General features: G+C 55.8%; 14 protein-coding genes. 9 read left to right on the top strand and 5 right to left on the bottom strand.

The genetic code is table 11. The features are described 5' to 3' along the window. Positions 1-355 precede the first annotated feature (355 nt). From KXG62_RS09075 to KXG62_RS09085, 3 genes are all read left to right on the top strand, one after another. A complete protein-coding gene (locus KXG62_RS09075; RefSeq protein WP_218091629.1) occupies positions 356-1,651 on the top strand; it encodes an ABC transporter substrate-binding protein in 1,296 nt (431 codons plus the stop codon). Between the two features lie 531 nt (positions 1,652-2,182). Then, positions 2,183-3,913 (top strand): methyl-accepting chemotaxis protein, encoded by a 1,731-nt coding sequence (locus tag KXG62_RS09080; protein ID WP_218091630.1) that lies wholly within the window; start codon positions 2,183-2,185, stop codon positions 3,911-3,913. Positions 3,914-3,984: 71 nt separating this feature from the next. Further along, on the top strand, positions 3,985-5,736 hold the full coding sequence (locus KXG62_RS09085; protein ID WP_218091631.1) for a glycoside hydrolase family 35 protein: 1,752 nt from the start codon (positions 3,985-3,987) through the stop codon (positions 5,734-5,736). A gap of 158 nt (positions 5,737-5,894) precedes the next feature. On the opposite strand, the gene murA is transcribed toward KXG62_RS09085, so the two are convergent. Further along, the gene (gene murA, locus KXG62_RS09090; protein WP_218091632.1) at positions 5,895-7,193 is read right to left on the bottom strand and encodes a UDP-N-acetylglucosamine 1-carboxyvinyltransferase; all 1,299 of its coding nucleotides are present in this window, start codon (positions 7,191-7,193) and stop codon (positions 5,895-5,897) included. Further along, entirely contained in the window at positions 7,180-7,992 is an 813-nt protein-coding gene (locus KXG62_RS09095) for a DeoR/GlpR family DNA-binding transcription regulator (protein WP_218091633.1), read from the bottom strand. Before KXG62_RS09095 ends, murA begins: the two co-directional genes overlap by 14 nt. Before the next feature lie 288 nt (positions 7,993-8,280). Between KXG62_RS09095 and KXG62_RS09100 the strand changes: the two genes are divergently transcribed. Next, positions 8,281-9,129, top strand: coding sequence for an alpha/beta hydrolase (locus KXG62_RS09100; RefSeq protein WP_246627375.1), 849 nt, complete (start codon positions 8,281-8,283; stop codon positions 9,127-9,129). A gap of 134 nt (positions 9,130-9,263) precedes the next feature. On the opposite strand, the gene KXG62_RS09105 is transcribed toward KXG62_RS09100, so the two are convergent. The 3 genes from KXG62_RS09105 to KXG62_RS09115 all read right to left on the bottom strand — a co-directional run bounded on the left by KXG62_RS09105 (position 9,264) and on the right by KXG62_RS09115 (position 12,317). Continuing rightward, positions 9,264-10,073, bottom strand: a complete 810-nt coding sequence (locus KXG62_RS09105) for a YitT family protein (protein WP_425517339.1) — start codon at positions 10,071-10,073, stop codon at positions 9,264-9,266. 135 nt (positions 10,074-10,208) lie between these two features. Continuing rightward, entirely contained in the window at positions 10,209-10,559 is a 351-nt protein-coding gene (locus tag KXG62_RS09110) for a hypothetical protein (RefSeq protein WP_218091636.1), read from the bottom strand. Between the two features lie 495 nt (positions 10,560-11,054). Continuing rightward, complete coding sequence (locus KXG62_RS09115; protein ID WP_218091637.1) at positions 11,055-12,317, bottom strand: ATP-binding protein; 1,263 nt, start codon at positions 12,315-12,317, stop codon at positions 11,055-11,057. Positions 12,318-12,546: 229 nt separating this feature from the next. On the opposite strand from KXG62_RS09115, the gene KXG62_RS09120 reads away from it, so the two are divergent. The 5 genes from KXG62_RS09120 to KXG62_RS09140 all read left to right on the top strand — a co-directional run bounded on the left by KXG62_RS09120 (position 12,547) and on the right by KXG62_RS09140 (position 18,942). After that, positions 12,547-13,323 (top strand): M55 family metallopeptidase, encoded by a 777-nt coding sequence (locus KXG62_RS09120; RefSeq protein ID WP_218091638.1) that lies wholly within the window; start codon positions 12,547-12,549, stop codon positions 13,321-13,323. Between the two features lie 116 nt (positions 13,324-13,439). After that, positions 13,440-14,090, top strand: a complete 651-nt coding sequence (catA, locus tag KXG62_RS09125) for a type A chloramphenicol O-acetyltransferase (RefSeq protein ID WP_218091639.1) — start codon at positions 13,440-13,442, stop codon at positions 14,088-14,090. A 228-nt stretch (positions 14,091-14,318) separates the two neighbouring features. Continuing rightward, positions 14,319-15,323 (top strand): LacI family DNA-binding transcriptional regulator, encoded by a 1,005-nt coding sequence (locus tag KXG62_RS09130; protein ID WP_218091640.1) that lies wholly within the window; start codon positions 14,319-14,321, stop codon positions 15,321-15,323. A 140-nt stretch (positions 15,324-15,463) separates the two neighbouring features. After that, positions 15,464-17,257: an L-fucose isomerase gene (locus KXG62_RS09135; RefSeq protein ID WP_218091641.1), complete on the top strand. Its 1,794-nt coding sequence runs from the start codon at positions 15,464-15,466 to the stop codon at positions 17,255-17,257. Between the two features lie 17 nt (positions 17,258-17,274). After that, complete coding sequence (locus tag KXG62_RS09140) at positions 17,275-18,942, top strand: ribulokinase (protein ID WP_218091642.1); 1,668 nt, start codon at positions 17,275-17,277, stop codon at positions 18,940-18,942. Positions 18,943-19,196 lie beyond the last annotated feature (254 nt).

Consider the following 19,196-nt stretch of genomic DNA (forward strand, 5'->3'; position numbering starts at 1 on the left):
GGCCGGCAGCACTACAAAAATCCATAAAAGCTTCGAATGAACTACATTTATCCATAAGAAAGACAGACATACCGGCCAAACAGGAAATATGCCATTCATTGTGATAACGCTATCATGTTTATCGAGTAGCCAAATTCGCCGAACAGATCATCGAATCGTTCAGCGGGGTTGGCTATTTTTCTCTTTGTCGTCAATAATGACAAATTAATCCAATGAATTGAGAAAATACTGCATCTTTACATACTCTTTAAAATTTGCACTACAATTATCCATGTAATAATTCATTGTGTCCATATATGATGAAATAGAAGGCAACCTATACTCAATCATATATAGCGAGGGGCAGAAGAGCAAAATGAAGATGAAGACAGGCTTGATTTCGATGGCTATCGTTTCTGTAAGCGTTTTATCGGCGTGCGGCAACCAGCCCGCTCCCGGCGGCGCGCAAGGTTCTCCGGTCAGCGAAAAACCGCATGATCCGGTCGTTCTGAAGCTGTATCCGGGGCAAATGATCACGCCGGAAGATATGGCCATGATGATTAACGAGCCGCTCCAGAAGAAATATCCGTATATTACGGTCGAAGTGATCGACCGGAGCAAAAATCCGCTGGACAACTATATTGCCATGGGGGAACAGCTTGATCTGATCACGCAGTGGAACGGAAGCATGTCTCAAAACATGGATCTTGCCTTGTTCGAAGAGATTACGCCGCTGGCCCAGAAGCAAGGGCTCGATATCGGGCGTTTTGATCCGCAGGCGATCGAGACGGTCAAAAATATTTCCAATGACGGCAAGCTGTACGGGCTGCCGTACAACGTACAGTTCAACGCGTTGTACTACAATAAGGACATCTTCGACAAGTTCGGGGTAGCGTACCCGAAAGACGGCATGACGTGGGAAGACACGATCGAGCTGTCGAAGAAGCTGTCCCGAACCCAGGACGGGACGGCGTTCCGCGGCCTAGATCCCGAGAACGTCGCGCGGATGAGCTTTCCGTTATCTTTGAACATCGTTGACGCCAAAACGAGCAAGGCGCTGGTGAACAGCGAGCCGTACAAGCGGCTGTTCGAAATGACGAACAGTGTGTACTCAGTACCCGGCAACAAACCGTCCAAATGGAAGTACAGCACATATGACGCATTCATGAAAGAACGAACTGTCGGCATGTTCGGAACGGTCAACTTGTTCCCGTATCTGGCGCAAGTTCCTGATTTCACGGGCTGGGATCTCGCTCAATACCCGAGCTACAAAGAGAAGCCGAACGTATACGGCATGTTTGATCTGCATATTATGGCCGTCAGCAAAACAAGCAAGTACAAAGAAGAAGCGGCGAAGGTGCTCGAAGTGTTGTTCTCCGACGACGTGCAAATGATCGCGACGAAGAAGACCGGCCGCGTATCCGCATTGAAGGATCCGAAGTTCCAGCAGGCATACGGCGCGGACATGCCGCTGCTCAAAGGGAAAAACATTCAGAGCATCTTCAAGAGCAAGCCGGCGCCGGCTCCCCGCCTGTCGACCTATTATTCCAAAGCGAGCGGCATTATGACGACCAAGTTCCAGGATTACGCCGACGGGAAAAAAGACGTCAATACCGCGTTAAGGGAAGCGGAAGAAGAAATCAACAAGTATATCGAAGGGCAAAAGAAGTAAACGGCTTGCCGTGCCGGCGTTTTGCCGCCAAAGCCTAGAGACAAGCGCAGCATGCGAATATCGTTTCACGACAACCGGATTTCCCGTACAGGCGGGAGGTCCGGTTGTTCGTGTTTGTACGCAGTCGCGCGGCCGCTTGTCCCACAGCCCAACATTTTTTGCACCGACCACGATATGCATCAAGAAAACTTTAGCGAGTTGGATATTGCTTCAAATAAAAAGATCATGTACATTTAAATTAAAGTAGTCCAATAGACCTATTTTGATTCACGGGAAAATGACGAATCATGTCGAATGTCAACGAGTGTATTGAGTGTTTCGAACGTATATCTGTACGATATATTGGCGGAGAATAGTCATTTCCTGCGGGGTACTTGATGACCGTGAGATGGTAGTGCAACAGACCTATATCATTGTATAGCGTCGGTTTCTTACATCCAACGGTCTCCAGCGGTTGTTAAACGTAAGCCGATATTGAGTGAACCATTTGAAACATACTTGATCAGTACATCTGGGGGAGAAACAGAAAAGATGAATATTTTCTCAAGAAAAACAAAATCATGGAATGAATATATGGGTTATGCCCGGTCAACGGATATTTTGCAAGTCGGTGATCGGGTCAAAGAGCGACTAGGTCTTATGGGGATCAACCAGGACCTGCTTATGCAAGTGAAAGAGGCAGCGCACGTTCTATATCCATACAAATCACAGATCGTGGACCAGTTCTACACCTCGATCACTTCTGTTGAGCATCTTCAAAAAATGATTGTTCAAAACTCCACTATAGAGCGTCTAAGAAAGACAATGGAAACATACCTGGAACAGTTCCTGCAGGCAGAGGTCAATCAGGAGTACGTAATGACACGGATCATTGTCGGTCAGGTTCACAGTCGTATTCACCTGACGGCAGAACATTTTATCACGGCACATCATTTGCTCATTCAGATTATGACGTCTATTCTAATGGAAAAATTGCATCAGACGCCGGATCGCATGATGAAGACGGTTCTCGCTGTACAGAAATTGGCGGCGTTCGATCAGCAGTTAATCGTGGAAGTGTATATGGAGGATACCTTTAAGTCTTTCTTGTTTGGCGTTTCCGATATGCTCAATCACATGACCCAGTTGGATACGACGCGGCAATTGATTAGAGAAATGGATAAGCAGATGGAGGAAACCCACAGCGTATCCGCGGCAACGGAGGAAATGAGCGCATCCATCCTGGAAGTAGCGAACTATGCAATCAAGGTGTCCGAAGGAACGGATGAAGCCGTTCTATCTGCCGAGCAAAGTAAGCGAGTGATTAACAAGGCTTTGAGCGATATCCAGCAGATGGGGCTCGTATACGATGAAGTGTTAGGACAAGTCAAACAGCTGAATCAGGAAATTGAGCATACGCGAGACGTGGTCAAGGTTATTAAGGAGATCGCAGATCAGATCAATCTGCTTGCCTTGAATGCAAGCATTGAAGCCGCCAGAGCCGGAGAAGAGGGAAGAGGCTTCTCGATCGTCGCTGCAGAGGTGCGTAAACTGGCCGAGCACACCAAGGAGCAAATTACTCAGATTGCCACGAATATGGCATCGTTACAAAAGGTATCGAACCAAGTTACGCAAGGTATTCAGGACACGGGGAAACTCGTCGAGGAGAGTGTGAGCGAGGCTCAATTTGCCGACACGGCACTACAGGAGATCGTGTCCACGATTCAGAAGATCAACGGCGCTACCACGCAAATCGCAGCGATGGCCGAGGAGCAGACGGCTTCTGTTACAGATATTGCTTATCGAAACTCGATTATCTTTAATCATAGCACCGACGCTCAAGCGATGGCCAGACAAACAGCCAAAACGGTATTTGACCTTAGTAGACAAATGGAGGGCTACCGCAATACATTTTTCAACATTAACGTAAAATTGAATTTCAAAGATACGATTCGAGCGGCCAAGACCGACCATCTGCTTTGGAAATGGAAAATATATAACATGTTATTAGGGTTGGAGACGCTTAGTTCCGAGCAAGTGACCTCTCACCAAGTCTGTAGACTTGGGAAATGGTATTATGGGGAATTGCCGGATCGAGTAAAAAATCAGTCTGCGTATAAAGCGCTTGAACAACCACATCATGAAGTCCACCATTTCGCCAAAATAGCTGTAGAAAAATATGAATCCGGCGATATCGCTGGCGCCCAGGAAGCTTTTAACCAACTGCAATCCGCATCCGATCGGGTTATAGATTTACTGGTCCAATTAGAAGCGGAATTATAAGCTTGAGTCGCGGCGGTAAATGGCGCATGATGGAGAGGTGACATTCATCTCACTTCATGGGAGGTTATCGGATGGGCAGATTGGAAGTGGCGGAAGGGCAATTTCGCTTCGGCGGCCAGCCGATTCGGCTGATGTCCGGAGCGATGCATTATTTCCGGATCGTTCCCGAATACTGGCGCGACCGGCTGTTGAAGCTGAAGGCTTGCGGATTGAACACGGTGGAGACGTATATTGCCTGGAATGTGCACGAGCCGGCGGAGGGCCGGTTTCAGTTTCAGGGGATGGCGGATGTAGTCCGTTTCGTCGAAACGGCCGGCGAGCTTGGGCTGCATGTCATCGTCCGGCCGAGCCCTTATATATGTGCGGAGTGGGAATTCGGCGGACTGCCGGCGTGGCTGCTCGGCTACCCGGATTTGCGGCTGCGCTGCATGGACCCGCTGTTCCTGGAGAAGGTGGACGCCTATTACGACGTGCTCATCCCGCTGCTGAAGCCGCTGCTCAGCACATCCGGCGGGCCGATTATCGCCGTGCAGATTGAGAACGAGTACGGCAGCTACGGCAACGACCGGGCGTACCTCGACTATTTGCGCCAGGGCTTGCTGACGCGAGGCATCGATGTGCCGCTGTTCACGTCGGACGGTCCGACCGATGCGATGCTGCAGGGCGGCACGCTGCCGGATGTGCTGGCGACCGTCAATTTCGGTTCCCGTCCGGAGGAGGCGTTCGCGAAGTTCCGCGAATATCGAAGCGCGGAGCCGCTAATGTGCATGGAGTTCTGGAACGGCTGGTTCGACCACTGGATGAAGCCGCATCATACAAGGCCAGCCGCAGAAGTGGCGGATGTGTTCGAGCGCATGCTGGAAGCGGGCGCTTCCGTGAATTTCTATATGTTCCACGGCGGGACGAATTTCGGCTTCTACAACGGCGCTAATTATGGAGGCGTATACGAGCCGACCGTGACGAGCTACGACTACGACGCGCCGCTGTCGGAGTCCGGCGATGTCACGGACAAGTATATCGCCGTCCGCGAGCTGCTCCGGCGATACGGATACGCCAGCGGTGCCGAGCTGCCGGAGCCGCTGCCGAAGCGGAGCTACGGCACGGTTCGCCTGACGGAGCATGCGGAGCTGTTCGCCAGCTTGCCGGTCCTGTCGTCGCCCGTCGAGCGGACATGCCCCGAGCCGATGGAGAAGCTCGGGCAAAGCTACGGCTTCATCGTCTACTCGACGACGGTGTCCGGGCCGCGCCTGAGCGAATCGCTGCACTTGCAGGATGCGCATGACCGCGCCCTTGTGTTCCTCGACGGCGCTTACGTCGGGACGGTCGAGCGCTGGGACCCGAAGCCGCTGAAGCTGGATGTCCCGGCGCAAGGGGCGCGGCTCGACATCGTCGTGGAAAATATGGGCCGTATCAATTACGGTCCGCGGCTCCGGGACTTCAAGGGCATTACCGAAGGCGTCCGGCTGAACAATCAATTTTTGTTCCACTGGACGATCCACCCGCTGCCGCTGGACAAGCTGGACGGTTTGCAGTACCAGCCGTGCGAGAAGGGCCATATCCTGGCGGGACCCGCCTTTTACAGAGGGGAACTGGACGTGCAGGAGCCTGCCGATACGTTCATCCGGCTGACCGGCTGGACGAAAGGGGTCGTTTGGGTGAACGGCTTCAATCTCGGCCGGTATTGGGAGCGGGGACCGCAGCGGACGCTGTATGTGCCGGGACCGCTGCTGCGCCGGGGCGGCAACGAGATCGTCGTGTTCGAGCTGCACGGCGCGGAACGTCCGGAGATCACGCTGGAAGACCGGCCTGACTTGGGGGAATAAGCGCATTTCCAACGCGCTTGGGATTTCGCGCGCGTTCGGTCTGGAATGAACGATGAAGGGAAGCCATCAATAGAAGCAGGCTTGCGCCGCGCTGCACTACCCGCGGAAGGTTGGACAACAACCGGGGATACAGCTAACGCAAGCCTGTTTTTTTACCATTACTGGCTCTGCCTGAGATTAGCGCCGGTGGCGCCGAAATCATCGAAGTCATGCAGGCTGAGGGTCGCGCCTAGCGAACGGAACGAACCGATGACGTCTTCATATCCCCGCTCGATATGCTGTACGCCGGCGATCGTCGTCGTGCCTTCCGCGCAAAGCCCGGCGAGAATGAGGCAAATGCCGGCCCGAATGTCCGAGGCGTGCACGAGCGCGCCCCGCAGCGGCTGGCCCCCTTTGATGCAGGCTACGCCGGAGCGCACTTTAATATCCGCGCCCATCCGCATAAGCTGGTAAGCGTGGTTGAACCGGGCCGGGAACACGCGCTCGCCGATGATGCTTTTGCCCTGCGCTTGCGTCAGCAGTGCGGTCAGCGGCTGCTGCAGGTCGGTGGCGAAGCCCGGGTACATCGCTGTCCGCACTCGCGTCGCGCGCAGCTTGCCGGTGGCATGCGCGGTGATGGAATGGTCGCCTGTCTCAATGTCGAGGCCGATCTCGCGCAGCTTGGCAAGGCAGGAGGAGAGATGCTCCGGGATGACATCGTCGACCGTAACCGAGCCGCCGGCTACGCCCGCCGCCATCAGAAACGCGCCGGCGATCAGACGGTCCGGGATGACGGTATACGTGCAGCCGCGAAGCGCCGTGACGCCTTCGATGCGGACCGTATCGGTGCCCGCTCCGGCGATTTTGGCGCCCATCTGATTGAGCAGATTGGCGGTGTCCGTCACTTCGGGATCGCGCGCCGCGTTCCGCAGCACCGTCGTGCCTTTCGCCCGGACGGCGGCCAGCATGACATTGATCGTCGCGCCGCACGTGATCGTGTCGAAGTAGATGGCTGCGCCCTGCAGCTGCGCCGCTTCCACCGTGTAGTGGCGGTCGAAAAAGCGGAACGTCGCGCCCATCATTTGCAGCGCTTTAATATGCTGGTCCATCGGCCGATGGACGAAATCGTCTCCGCCGGGATAACCGACGGAGATTTTACCGAATTTGGCCAGCAGCGAGCCGATAAAATAATAGGCGGTCCGAAACGAAGACGATTTCACAGGCTCCAGCGCCGTGCTATGAATCGGACGCGGATCGACGTGCACCGCGCCAGCGGCATCGCGTTCGGCCTTGAGGCCGATGTCGCGGCCGATGTCGCTAATGGTTCTCAGGTCGGCAATATCGGGTATGCCGAGCAGCGTTACCGGCTCATCCGCCAAACACGCGGCGGCCAGCAGCGCGAGCGAGCTGTTCTTGGAGCCGGGGATGCTCACGCGGCCGTTCAGGGGAGAGGATCGTTCTACCTTAATCGCTTTCATGGTCAGCTCCTTCGCTCGGATGCGCATCATCCGCAATAATCACGTTCACGTTCAGACTTTCGAATTCGCGTATCGCTTTCTCCGACGCTCCCTGATCGGTAATCATCAGCCCGATCCGTTGAAGCGGGACGGACGTTGCGAACATGGTCACGCCGAGCTTCTCATGCGGGGCAAGACAGATCGTGCGCCGCGACGCTTCGGCCACCGCGCGGGTGAAGGCTGCCCCTTCCGGCGTCGCCGTGCTGACGCCACTGGCGGAGATGCCGCCCCCGGTAATGAAGCCGATGTCAAAATGAAACTTCCCGATCATTTCGAAGGCGATCGTATCGGTAAGGTTGTCGGACGAAGCCCGCAGCTTGCCGCCGACAAGATAGGCTTCCACCCGCGGCCGATTTCGGATCGATTCCGCGATGGCGAGCGAATTCGTGACGACGGTGTACGGGATGTCGTCCGGCAAATATTTGAGCATGCCGTAATGAATGCCGGCCCCGCCTATAAAGACGGTATCGCCCTCCTGAATCCAGGAAGCGGCCAGCTTGGATATGCCGTTCTGATGCGGGGCACCTCTCCCGTAACGGGTCGACGGGGGCTGAGCCAGTTTGCGTACTTGCGGCGGCGGGGCAAGCGGGATGGCGCCTCCGTACGTTTTTTGCAGCAGTCCTTGTTCTTCCATGATGGTCAAGTCACGGCGAATGGAATCGATCGACAGCCCGAACTTCGCGGCCAAATCTTTGGCCACAACCCTGCGGTCCGTCTCCAGCAGCTCCAATATATATTGCCGGCGTTCCTCAGCAAGCATAGCAATCCTCCGGAATCGGAATCATCTTCCGTAATCTGCTATTATCCTATTCCGTATTATTCATGATTGTCAATAAAATCATTCCGATTGTTTCATGGTTTTTAACGATTGCTGCAGAATACGGATAAACCAGAGCGTCTGTCCGGCTTGTTCATGGACAAGGCTTTACATTGTTTTTTGCCGTTTGGCAGGAAATGATTCTTCTTATAGTGAATGTATGTAAGGATTCCATATTTTGCATGTGCGAATAACGATACATTTGATCAAGGAGGACTTACGTTGAGTACCGTGTATACCGATATCAGGTACGGAAAACACGAACGCCATGTGCTGGACGTGTACTTGGCGGACAGCGCATCCGGGGCGGCGACGCCGGCGGTCATCTTTCTTCACGGCGGCGGCTATGTGAACGGGGATAAGAGTGCGGTAACGTCCAGAGGGTTATTTCAAGTATGTATGAAGGCGGGCATTACCGTCATCTCCGGCAACTACCGGTTCATTACGACCGACCCGTTCCCCGCGCCGATGCAGGACGGCACGCGAATCATTCAGTTCGTGCGGCATATGGCCGAAGAGTGGAATATCGATCCGGGCCGCATCGCAGTATCCGGCTCCTCAGCCGGCGCGCACATCGTCTTGTGGAACGGAATGAAAGGCGATTTGTCCAATCCCGCCTCGGACGATCCGATCGAACGGGTGTCCTCGGCCGTGTCGGCCATCCTTACGTTCGACGGGCAAGTGACGAAGGATCAATATTTTTATAAGGAGCATTACTTGGGGGACAAGCTGCAGCCGAACATTTGCCTGTATTACGGCATCGATCATCCCGACCGGCTGGAGGACCCCGACATTCGCAAGCTGTCCTATGAAGCGTCTGCGATCCATTTCGTGACGCCGGACGCGCCGCCGGTGTTCACCTGGTACAACATCGACTTCGGGCCGGTGCCGATTCCCGCGGATACGCCGATCTCGCAGGTGATCCATCATCCGCTGCACGGCTATACGCTCAAAAAAGTGATGGACAGCTACGGCCGGCCTTGTGTGTTCCGGCACGCGGGAGATCCGCTCCGGGAAGGCGAGCTGCTGCAGTTTCTGACCGAATCGTTCCGCGAACCGGTCGGTGCGGGCAGCGCGTAACGCGCTGTGCGGCCGTAAGAGCCAGTCGAGCTCTTTCGGGAGCTACGGACTACCCGGACAGTGAGACACAGCAAAAAGCCCCTTGAAAGCCGTTAAACTGGCGATCAGGGGCTTTGCTGCAGGCCATGCGGCCGCTAATGAATGTCTTTCTTCTTGAATCTTCCGCCTTTGACGTCATGGATATTGCCGATGGCCAGAAACGCCCGGGGGTCCAGCTCATCCACGATCGATTTCAGCTTCGCTTCCTCGAGGCGCGTAATGACGCTGAAGATGACTTTTTTATTGTCTCCGGTAAAGGCGCCTTCCCCGTTCAAATACGTGACGCCGCGGCCGAGCCGGTACGTGATCGCATCGCCGATCTTTTCGTGCTCGTCGCTAATAATCCATACCGATTTGGACTGATCCAGTCCTTCGATCGTAATATCGATCATTTTAAAAGCAATGTAGTAGGCAATCAATGAGTACATAGCGTGATCCCATCCGAATACGAAACCGGCGCTGCTCAGGATGAAGAAGTTGAAGAACATGACGATTTCGCCTACGGAGAACGGCGACTTCTTGCTGAAGACGATCGCTACGATTTCCGTTCCGTCGAGCGAGCCGCCCGCGCGGATGACAAGGCCTACGCCGATGCCGAGAATGATGCCGCCGAACACGGCTGCAAGCAGCGGATCGATTGTGATGGGAGACACCTTATGCATCATTGATGTGCCGATCGACATGATGACGACGGAGAACAACGTCGAGATCGCGAACGTTTTGCCGATCTGCTTGTAGCCGATCAGCAAAAACGGCAAGTTCAGGACGACAAGAAAGACGCCGAGCGGCACGTTGAGCAGATGAGACAAAATAATAGATATCCCTGTTATTCCGCCGTCAATAATGCGGTTGGGAACAAGAAATATTTCCAGCCCGACCGAGAACAGGAGCGATCCGGCAAGCATAATGAAGGTACGCTGTAAAAATTTGATCCGGGTCACCTTCTGGTGCTGGGTCAATTCGTTTTGCAAGGTGGCATTGCTGTTCATGGGGTTCCCTCTTTCCAACTCAGTCTGGATTTGTGGTTTGGAGTATGGCGATCAGGAAACCACGTAGACCGAGGTGAATTTCAGAGGCGCGAGCATTCGCCTTTTTAACATTTCGCGTGCTTTGGAATGCAAGAAATATATAAAAACGACGAATATCGATAAGTAGTATTGTTTAATATCATATTCATGCTGCTGGGGCGCGGGCTTCTGCACATAGACTGAAACCTTGGCCGGCACGGGCTCCGCATGCATGAACGCCGGGGTATCGGCTGCCTGGCCCAGTGCACTCTCCTCGAACGAGAAATGCTGCGATATGGGGGGAGTGAGCGGGAACAGGAAGAAAATAATGGTGATCCATACGAGAACGACCCAGTGTCGACGGTGATGTGAAGCGCTGTGCAAAAGGAACCCTCCGTTCGCGTGAAACCAAATGAATGTTTGCATTGTAGCACTTCGCGAATGTCCAGTCAAACCGACTTGGGGCGATAATCGGGCGATTGCGGGCAATCGGCATGAATTGGCAAAAGTGCGATAAAGTGTAGAGGTACGGGACGGTGAATTCATTAGGAGATTCGTGGGAAAAGGGGGTTCGCATGGCAGCGTTGCAGGCGTCAAGCTGTTCGCCAAGCAGCCTGCTTATAGGGTAGAGCGTTCGACTGTCTTTGGCATGACAGGCGCCCCATCCCGCTGTCCATCAACATCGATGAAGGAAGGAATATGGTTCGGACCTATGGCGAGTATACGTCGGCCCGCCGCGAAGGTGCGAGGCTATGCTCGAGGTGACGGAGAGCGCCGGCAATCCGGCGATCCGCAGCATTTCGTTCCATTATAATGCGGGCGATTCCGGATAGACGCGATCGCGTGAAGGCAATTTCAATTTCGCAAAACGGCGAGCCCTTAGACGCCCTGGTTTCCTTCGGGGAAGCTGATTTCGAATATCGTCCCTTTGCCGACCTGGCTTCGAATATCGATTTTGCCGTCCATTTTCTTAATGATACTGAATGACACCATCGTGCCGAGCCCGGTTCCTTTGTCCTTCGTCGAGAAGTACGGGCTGCCGAGCCGGTTCAACTGCTCGGGCGTCATGCCGACCCCGTTATCGCTGATCTTCAATACGACCGTCTGCCCGCGCTTCTGCAAGTCAATCGAAAGCACGCCGTCGCTCGACATCGCTTCAATCGCATTTTTGCCAATATTGATCAGCGCCTGCCGCAGCTTATGCTTGTCTCCGACGATGAACAGCGGCTCTTCCGCTGTCCTGACTTCGATTTTGACATTGTTGTAGTTGGCGTAGGTTAACAGAATATTGGCCAAATAGTCCGTCTCCTGGTTTATGTTAATCATTTCGATTGATTCGGCTTCGGTCTTGGCCAGCGACAAATAGTCCGTAATGATATGCTGCGCGCGGTCCAGCTCTTCGAGGCATATTTTTTCGTAATAGCGTTTACGCTCGGCCGATGTGCCGCCTGCGCCCAGCAGTTGAATGAAGCCACGCACCGTTGTCAGCGGATTACGGATCTCATGCGCCACCGACGCGGCCATTTCGCTGACGAGCTTCATCCGCTCGCTGCGGATCATTTCTTCCTGCATGCGGAAATAGTTTTGCAAAAACTCGACGAGATAAACATACATGCCGATGATCACGCTTTGCAGCACATACGAATTCAACACCATCAGCGGGTTATCCGTCAGCCGGTACGTTTGGTTCAGCATCATCAAATACGTCGAGAAGGTGAAAAATTTAACAAGGGCGCTGACGAGAATGGCGCAAACGATTTTTTGCGTGAGCGACAACCTGGCGTACAGGCGAAACAGAAAGACGAATAAAAGGAATGTCGGTACCATGGAAAGGACGTAGTACAGGCTGTGCACGTTGCCCTGGAGCAGACGGTACAAGATCAGAGTGCCGTAGAGCGCGATGGATACTTGCGGTCCCCCATACAATGAGCCGACGGTTAAAGGGATGGCCCGGAAATCATGAGATAATCCGTTGATGGAAACGGAGAACGACATCGTCACGATAATGGAGATCGAGAACAAAAAGCATAGAATGACGCGGTAATACCTGGTGTACTGGAATCTGTAAATATACGGGAATACGACGAGCGGTGAAAATATAATAAAGATGTTGAGCAAGTAGTCCTTCAATATGCTGATCATGTTCTCACCCTGGTCTGCAAAATGCGAGCTCGGCTGGAAGCGGTGTATATATAAGACTCGTTCGACAAAAGCTGGATGGTTACCAATAGACATAATTCGACGAAGCGCACCGTTTCCCTTCTGTGGGAGGAGGCTTTTTTGTTCATCAGCGCATAAAAGTTTCGTGGTACAATCGAAGCATCAGCGAGATATTCCCGAAGACCGAATATAGGGCAAAGGGTGAGGAACGTTGAAATATTTCATATTGACCGATTTGGAAGGCCCGGCAGGTGTGGAACGCTTCTCCCAGACGCGCACGACCCGTCTGGAAGACAAAGCCGAGGCGATGACGCAGCTGGCCAAAGAAGTGAATGCGTGTATGGAAGGGATTCGGTCGGTCGACCCGGATGCCGAGATCGTCGTCTGGGACGGGCACGGCTCGGGCGGTCTCCGCGAGGAAGACTTGCAAGCCTGCACGTATCTTCCGCCGAGAACGAAGGGCGCATTCCAGCTAAAGGGCTTCGACGCGCTGTTGTTCGTCGGGCAGCATGCGATGGCGGGAACGGTATTTGCCCCGCTGTGCCATACGTATAATTCGCGAAGCGTCAATTATTACAAGCTGAATGAATGCTTCATCGGGGAATTCGGGGCGCGGGCGCTTGCCGCCGGCTATCAGGGCGTGCCAACGATCTTCTTGTCCGGGGACGACAAGGCGGCGGCAGAAGCGGCCATGTTCGTGCCCGAGATCGAGACGGTCGCGACGAAGCACGGGACCGGACTGGAATCGGCCGTTCATCTGGACTCCGCGGAAGCGTGCCGCAGAATTCGCGAAGGTGCGGCCGTGGCCGTGAAGCGCCGCGGCGACATTCCGCCGTTCACCGGACTGAGGCCCCCGTTCGTGTTCGAGGCCGGGTATTACCGCGAAGTCGATCCGAACGCGTGGGCCGGACGCGCGGGTGACATTACGTTCCCGGACGCCCGGACGGTCCGCATCGTGACGGAGCGGCTGGAGGACTTGCCGATCTAGCTTGAAAGCGGCCGATGATCGCAGCTTACAGAAACAAAGGGATGAGGATATGGTCAAAGCAGTGGATCAAGCCTCCTAAAGCGATACTAAGCGATCATTTTAGGAGGATGACCATCATGAAGTTTCATTATATCGACGTCAATCAGTGGGATAGAAAGCCTTATTTCGAGCATTACTTAAACCATGTCAGATGCACTTACAGCATGACGGCGAACGTAGACATCACGAGGCTGTTGGCTTCGCTGAAAAGCGGAGGCGTGAAACTGTATCCGGCCGTAATCCATATGATTGCGACCGTGGTCAACCGTCACCGCGAGTTTCGCACCTGCTTCGACGCCGAAGGAAGGCTCGGCTATTGGGATGAGATGACGCCTTCGTTTACGATTTTCCATCAGGAGAACCAATCGTTTTCCACCGTCTGGACGCCGTTCTGCGAGGAATTTGATGCGTTCTACCGGCGGTATCTCGCCGATATGGAGATGTACGGTGAGGTCATGCAGTTTGCCGCGAAAGCGAACGAACCGCCGAACTGCTTCCCGGTTTCGTGCATCCCTTGGGTCAGCTTCACCGGATTTAATCTGAATGTGTACGGGGATGGAACGTATTTGCTGCCGATCTTTACGATAGGTAAATACGTCTTGCAGAATGACCGGGTGCAGCTGCCATTATCGGTACAGCTTCACCATGCCGTGTGCGACGGTTATCACGCCGGCGTCTTGTTCCAGGAGCTGCAGCAGTGTGCGGACCGGTGCGAGGCGTGGCTGTAAAACAGTTGTGTTGATCATGGCCGTCGCCGGATGTTTTCGATGGTCGTTCGTGCTAAACGTAGATATACCAATAAGAGGGCCAGCCCGTATTAAGCGGGGCTGGTCTTTATTTCGTATATTTATGAAGCGAGCTTGCTTCGCCGACCCGCAGGCTGGGATCGGTTGACAGACGCGGCGCAAGCAATGTATGGTAGGAAATAGGAAAACGATTACATAAGGTGGCCTTACATGAAAGCGAACATTAAACAAGTGGCCTTTGAGGCGGGCGTATCGACGGCTACGGTCTCGAGGGTGCTCAGCGGCACCGGCTACGTCAGCGACGAGGTCAAAGCGAAAGTGCAGGAGGCAGTAGCGAAGCTTAACTACCGGCCGAATGCGGTAGCCCGAAGCTTGAAGCAGGATAAGACGCATTCGCTTGGCATTATCGTCCCGGATATCTCCAATCCGTTCTTCATGTCGATCGCCCGGGGGATCGAGGACACGGTCCGCGAGGAAGGGTACCAGCTGCTGTTCTGCAGCTCGGATGAGCAGCCGGAGAAGGAGCGCGAGCTGCTCATGCTGCTGAATGAGAAGCGGGCCGACGCCATATTGATCGCGACCTCCGGCGGCAACGAGGAGACGATTGCCCGCATCGCCGCTTCCGGCGTATCCGTTCTGCTGCTTGACCGCGAAGCCGGGAGCGGACTGGCGGCGGAGCTGGACCTGATCGCCGAGGATAACCGGCACGGGGCGTACCTGCTTACCCGCAAGCTGCTGAGCAGCGGACATACACGAATCGGCGTCATTAACGGCAATCTGAATGTCAGCACCGGCCGGGACCGGTATGAAGGCTATTTAACTGCACTCGGCGAAGCCGGCTTTGCGGTCGATCCGGCTTATGTGGTGAACGGGAAGTTCACGGTGCAGGGCGGGACGGAGGCGGCCGGTTATTTTCTCGGCCTCGAGGCGCGTCCCACGGCGGTCGTTTCGTTCAACAACCAAATGACGTTCGGTCTGCTGCTGGAGCTGAACCGGAGAGGGCTGCGCCTGCCGTCGGACATCATGATCGCTTCGTACGGCGAGGTGGAGGCGGCGATGCTGCTGAAGCAGCCGGAGCTGCATTATATCAAGCAGTTGCCTTACGAGATGGGCGTTCGCGCCGGGGAGATTTTGCTGGAACGGCTGCGGCACACGGGGCAGGAGACAGCCCCCGCGCAGCGAATGGTGTTCATGCCCGAGCTGAGCACGCTTTGATGCCCGCGGCGGCGAGGCTGCGGGCCGGCAAAGCTTCGGGTTCAATAATGGAAAAAGGTGTTGTCAGTCGGAGTGTTTTATGATACGGTATGTGTAAACGATTACGTAAACGATTACACAAAGTGAGGAGTCGATCTCATATGACAACCGTTCAAGGTGTTAACCGCTTGCAAGGAAGCTTGCCGAAAATCGGCATTCGCCCCATTATCGACGGCCGCAGAGGCGGCATCCGCGAGTCGCTGGAGGAGGTCACGATGGAGATGGCCCGGGCCGTCGCCAGACTGCTCAGCGAGAAGCTGCGCCATTCGAACGGTTTGCCGGTCGAATGCGTGATCGCCGATACGTGCATCGGCGGCGTGGCCGAGGCTGCGCAAACCGCGGAGAAGTTCGCCCGCGAAGGGGTCGGCGTCAGTCTCTCGGTTACTCCGTCATGGTGCTACCCGACGGAGACGATCGACACCGATCCGCATATGCCCAAGGCGATCTGGGGCTTCAACGGCACGGAGCGGCCGGGAGCCGTCTACCTTGCCGCCGCGCTGGCGGCTCATAACCAGAAGGGGCTGCCGGCCTTCAGTATTTACGGCCGCGATGTGCAGGATATGGGGGATACGACGATTCCCGAGGATGTGCAGGCGAAGCTGCTGCAATTCGCCAAAGCCGGCCTCGCCGTCGCGACGATGCGCGGCAAGTCGTACTTATCGATGGGCAACGTATCGATGGGCATTGCCGGCTGCATCGCCGACGAATCGTTCTTCCAGCGTTATCTCGGCATGCGCAACGAGTATGTCGATATGTCGGAATTCGTGCGGCGCATGGAGCTGGGCATCTATGATAAAGACGAATACGCGCGCGCACTCGCCTGGACGAAGGAGCATTGCAAGGAGGGGGCCGACGTCAATCCGCCTCATTTGCAAAGAACGCGCGAACAGAAGGACGGCGACTGGGAAACGGTCGTCAAGATGGCGCTTATCGCGCGCGATCTCATGATCGGCAATCCGAAGCTCGGCGAGATCGGCTACGGGGAAGAAGCGCTCGGCCACAACGCGATTGCAGCAGGCTTCCAAGGGCAGCGGGCATGGACGGACTTTTTCCCGAACGGCGATTTCATGGAGGCGATCTTGACCAGCTCCTACGATTGGAACGGCATTCGCGAGCCGTTCATGCTCTCCACGGAGAATGACACGCTGAACGCCGTGACGATGCTGCTGGGACACTTGCTGACGGATGCGGCACAAATATTCGCCGATGTGCGCACGTTCTGGAGCCCGGACGCAGTCAAGCGGGTGACCGGCCACACGCTGGAAGGACGCGCGGCGCAGGGCGTCATCCATTTGATCAATTCCGGTCCGGCCGCGCTCGACGGAGCGGGACAGCAGACGGTGGACGGCGCTCCGGCGATGAAGCCGTTCTGGGATATCACCGAAGAGGAAGTCCGGAAGAGCCTCGAAGCGACGCAGTGGTGTCCGGCCGTTGACTTCTTCCGCGGGGGCGGCTTCTCCACCGACTTTACGACGCGCGGCGGCATGCCGGTGACGATGGCCCGCATCAATGTCATTCAAGGGCTCGGTCCGGTGCTGCAGCTGGCGGAAGGGTATACCGTAGAGCTGCCCGACGACGTTCATGATAAGCTCGACCAGCGGAGCAACCCGACCTGGCCGACGACCTGGTTCGTTCCGAATTTGACGGGAACCGGCGCATTCAAGGACGTATATTCGGTGATGAACAACTGGGGCTCGAACCATAGCGCCGTCAGCTACGGGCACATCGGAGCGGATCTGATCACCCTGGCGTCGATGCTGCGCATTCCGGTATGCATGCACAATGTCGCCGAGGACCGGCTGTTCCGGCCGAGCGCTTGGGCCGCCTTCGGCGCGTCGGACGCTACGGGTGCCGATTTCCGGGCTTGCGATAATTTTGGACCTTTGTATAAATAGAAAGGATGTTATTCGGTATGGGTTCTACGAAATATGCGATCGGTATCGATTACGGAACGGAGTCGGGCAGAGCGCTGCTTGCCGATATATCGACCGGTGAAGAAATAGCGGTTCACGTGACACCGTACGCGCACGGGGTAATGACGGAGAAGCTGCCAGGCTCGGGAACGAAGCTCGGGCACGAGTGGGCGCTGCAGCATCCGCAGGACTACCTTGACGTGCTGTACCGCTCGGTTCCCGAAGTGATCCGCCGCTCGGGCATCGATCCGGCCGATGTTGTCGGCATCGGCGTCGATTTCACCTCCTGCACGATACTGCCGGTCGATGCGCAGGGCATGCCGCTGTGCTTCGACCCGGCGCTTGCCGGCGATCCGCACAGCTGGGTGAAGCTGTGGAAGCATCATGCCGCCCAGGAGGAGGCAGATGCGATCAACGCCCATGCGGCGCGCGCGGGGCAGACGTTTCTCGCCCGCTACGGGGGCAAGCTGTCGTCCGAGTGGATGCTGCCGAAGCTGTGGCAAGTGCTGCGCGAAGCGCCGGAGCTCTACGCGCGGGCGGACCGGTTCATGGAAGCGGCCGATTGGGTGCCGTTCATGATGACCGGCGAATTCGTGCGCAGCAGTTGCGCAGCCGGATACAAGGCGCTGTGGCACAAGGAGGACGGCTATCCGGCCGGTTCGTTCTTCGCCGAGCTGGACCCGGGTCTTGCCGATGTATTCGAGACGAAGCTGCGCGGAACGATCGTGCCGCTCGGCACGAAGGTCGGCCGGCTCACCGCAGAGATGGCGGAGCGCATGGGACTGCGGCCGGGCATTGCGGTCGCCGCCGGCATCGTGGACGCCCATGCGGGCGTGCCGGGATGCGGCGTCGTCACCCCGGGCCGGCTGGTCATGGCGATGGGCACCTCCACGTGCCATCTGCTGCTTAGCGACGAGGAGCTGCTCGTCGAAGGCATTTGCGGCGTCGTGGCGGACGGTATCGTGCCGGGCTTCTACGGCTATGAAGCGGGACAGCCTGCCGTCGGCGATATTTTTGCCTGGTATGTAGATAGAGCCGTTCCGGCCTACGTGCGGGAAGAAGCGGCGGCGGAGGGCATCAGCGTGCACGAGTGGCTGGAACGCCGCGCGGCGGGTTTCGAGCCGGGCGAGAACGGCCTGCTGGCGCTCGACTGGTGGAACGGCAACCGTTCCGTACTCGACGATTCGGATTTGAGCGGGCTCATCGTCGGTCTTACGCTGCAGACGAAGCCGGAGGAAATATACCGCGCCTTGATCGAAGCGACGGCCTTCGGCACGCGCCGTATTATTGACGCCTTCCAGGATGGCGGAATTCAAGTTACCGAGCTCGTGGCCTGCGGCGGGCTGCCGCAGCGCAACCGGATGCTGATGCAGATTTATGCGGATGTCACGGGCCGCGAAATCCGCATTGCCGCTTCCTCGCAAACGCCGGCGCTCGGCTCTGCGATCTACGGCGCGGTGGCGGCGGGAGCGGCCGAAGGGGGATACGATTCCGTCCCTGAAGCCGCTTCGCATATGGCGCGCCTCAAGGAAGAGACGTATAAGCCGATTCCGGCTCATGTCGCGGCGTACGACCGTTTGTATGCGGAGTACCGCAAGCTTCACGATTATTTCGGGCGGGGCGGCAATGACGTAATGCGCACGCTGCGCGAAATGAAGCGCAAATAACCGAACGGCCTGTAAAGTCTATTAAAACATGGAAATCATCGCCCGCACGCTGGCCTTCATCGCAGCGCCGGGCGATTTGTGTTTGGGGTTCTTGGCTCACAACCGGCTGTAAAACCAGCTGCAAAGGGTTGCAAATGTACTCTATGTATTTTATACTTACTTTAACGTTAAAGTAACGCATATCCAAAGACGAAAGAGGGGGCGTGCACAGGAAATGAATCAAATATGGATTTGACCCGGTCCGATCGGGCCGG

Source organism: Paenibacillus solanacearum, assembly GCF_910593845.1.
GTDB lineage: Bacteria > Bacillota > Bacilli > Paenibacillales > NBRC-103111 > Paenibacillus_G > Paenibacillus_G solanacearum.

What these genes read in the sequence shown, in the direction of transcription:
- KXG62_RS09075 (WP_218091629.1), top strand. Translation starts at nt 356, where the DNA reads ATGAAGATGAAGACAGGCTTGATTTCGATGGCTATCGTTTCTGTAAGC.
- KXG62_RS09080 (WP_218091630.1), top strand. Translation starts at nt 2,183, where the DNA reads ATGAATATTTTCTCAAGAAAAACAAAATCATGGAATGAATATATGGGT.
- KXG62_RS09085 (WP_218091631.1), top strand. Translation starts at nt 3,985, where the DNA reads ATGGGCAGATTGGAAGTGGCGGAAGGGCAATTTCGCTTCGGCGGCCAG.
- murA (WP_218091632.1), bottom strand. Translation starts at nt 7,193, where the DNA reads ATGAAAGCGATTAAGGTAGAACGATCCTCTCCCCTGAACGGCCGCGTG.
- KXG62_RS09095 (WP_218091633.1), bottom strand. Translation starts at nt 7,992, where the DNA reads ATGCTTGCTGAGGAACGCCGGCAATATATATTGGAGCTGCTGGAGACG.
- KXG62_RS09105 (WP_425517339.1), bottom strand. Translation starts at nt 10,073, where the DNA reads ATGCTTGCCGGATCGCTCCTGTTCTCGGTCGGGCTGGAAATATTTCTT.
- KXG62_RS09115 (WP_218091637.1), bottom strand. Translation starts at nt 12,317, where the DNA reads ATGATCAGCATATTGAAGGACTACTTGCTCAACATCTTTATTATATTT.
- catA (WP_218091639.1), top strand. Translation starts at nt 13,440, where the DNA reads ATGAAGTTTCATTATATCGACGTCAATCAGTGGGATAGAAAGCCTTAT.
- KXG62_RS09130 (WP_218091640.1), top strand. Translation starts at nt 14,319, where the DNA reads ATGAAAGCGAACATTAAACAAGTGGCCTTTGAGGCGGGCGTATCGACG.
- KXG62_RS09135 (WP_218091641.1), top strand. Translation starts at nt 15,464, where the DNA reads ATGACAACCGTTCAAGGTGTTAACCGCTTGCAAGGAAGCTTGCCGAAA.
- KXG62_RS09140 (WP_218091642.1), top strand. Translation starts at nt 17,275, where the DNA reads ATGGGTTCTACGAAATATGCGATCGGTATCGATTACGGAACGGAGTCG.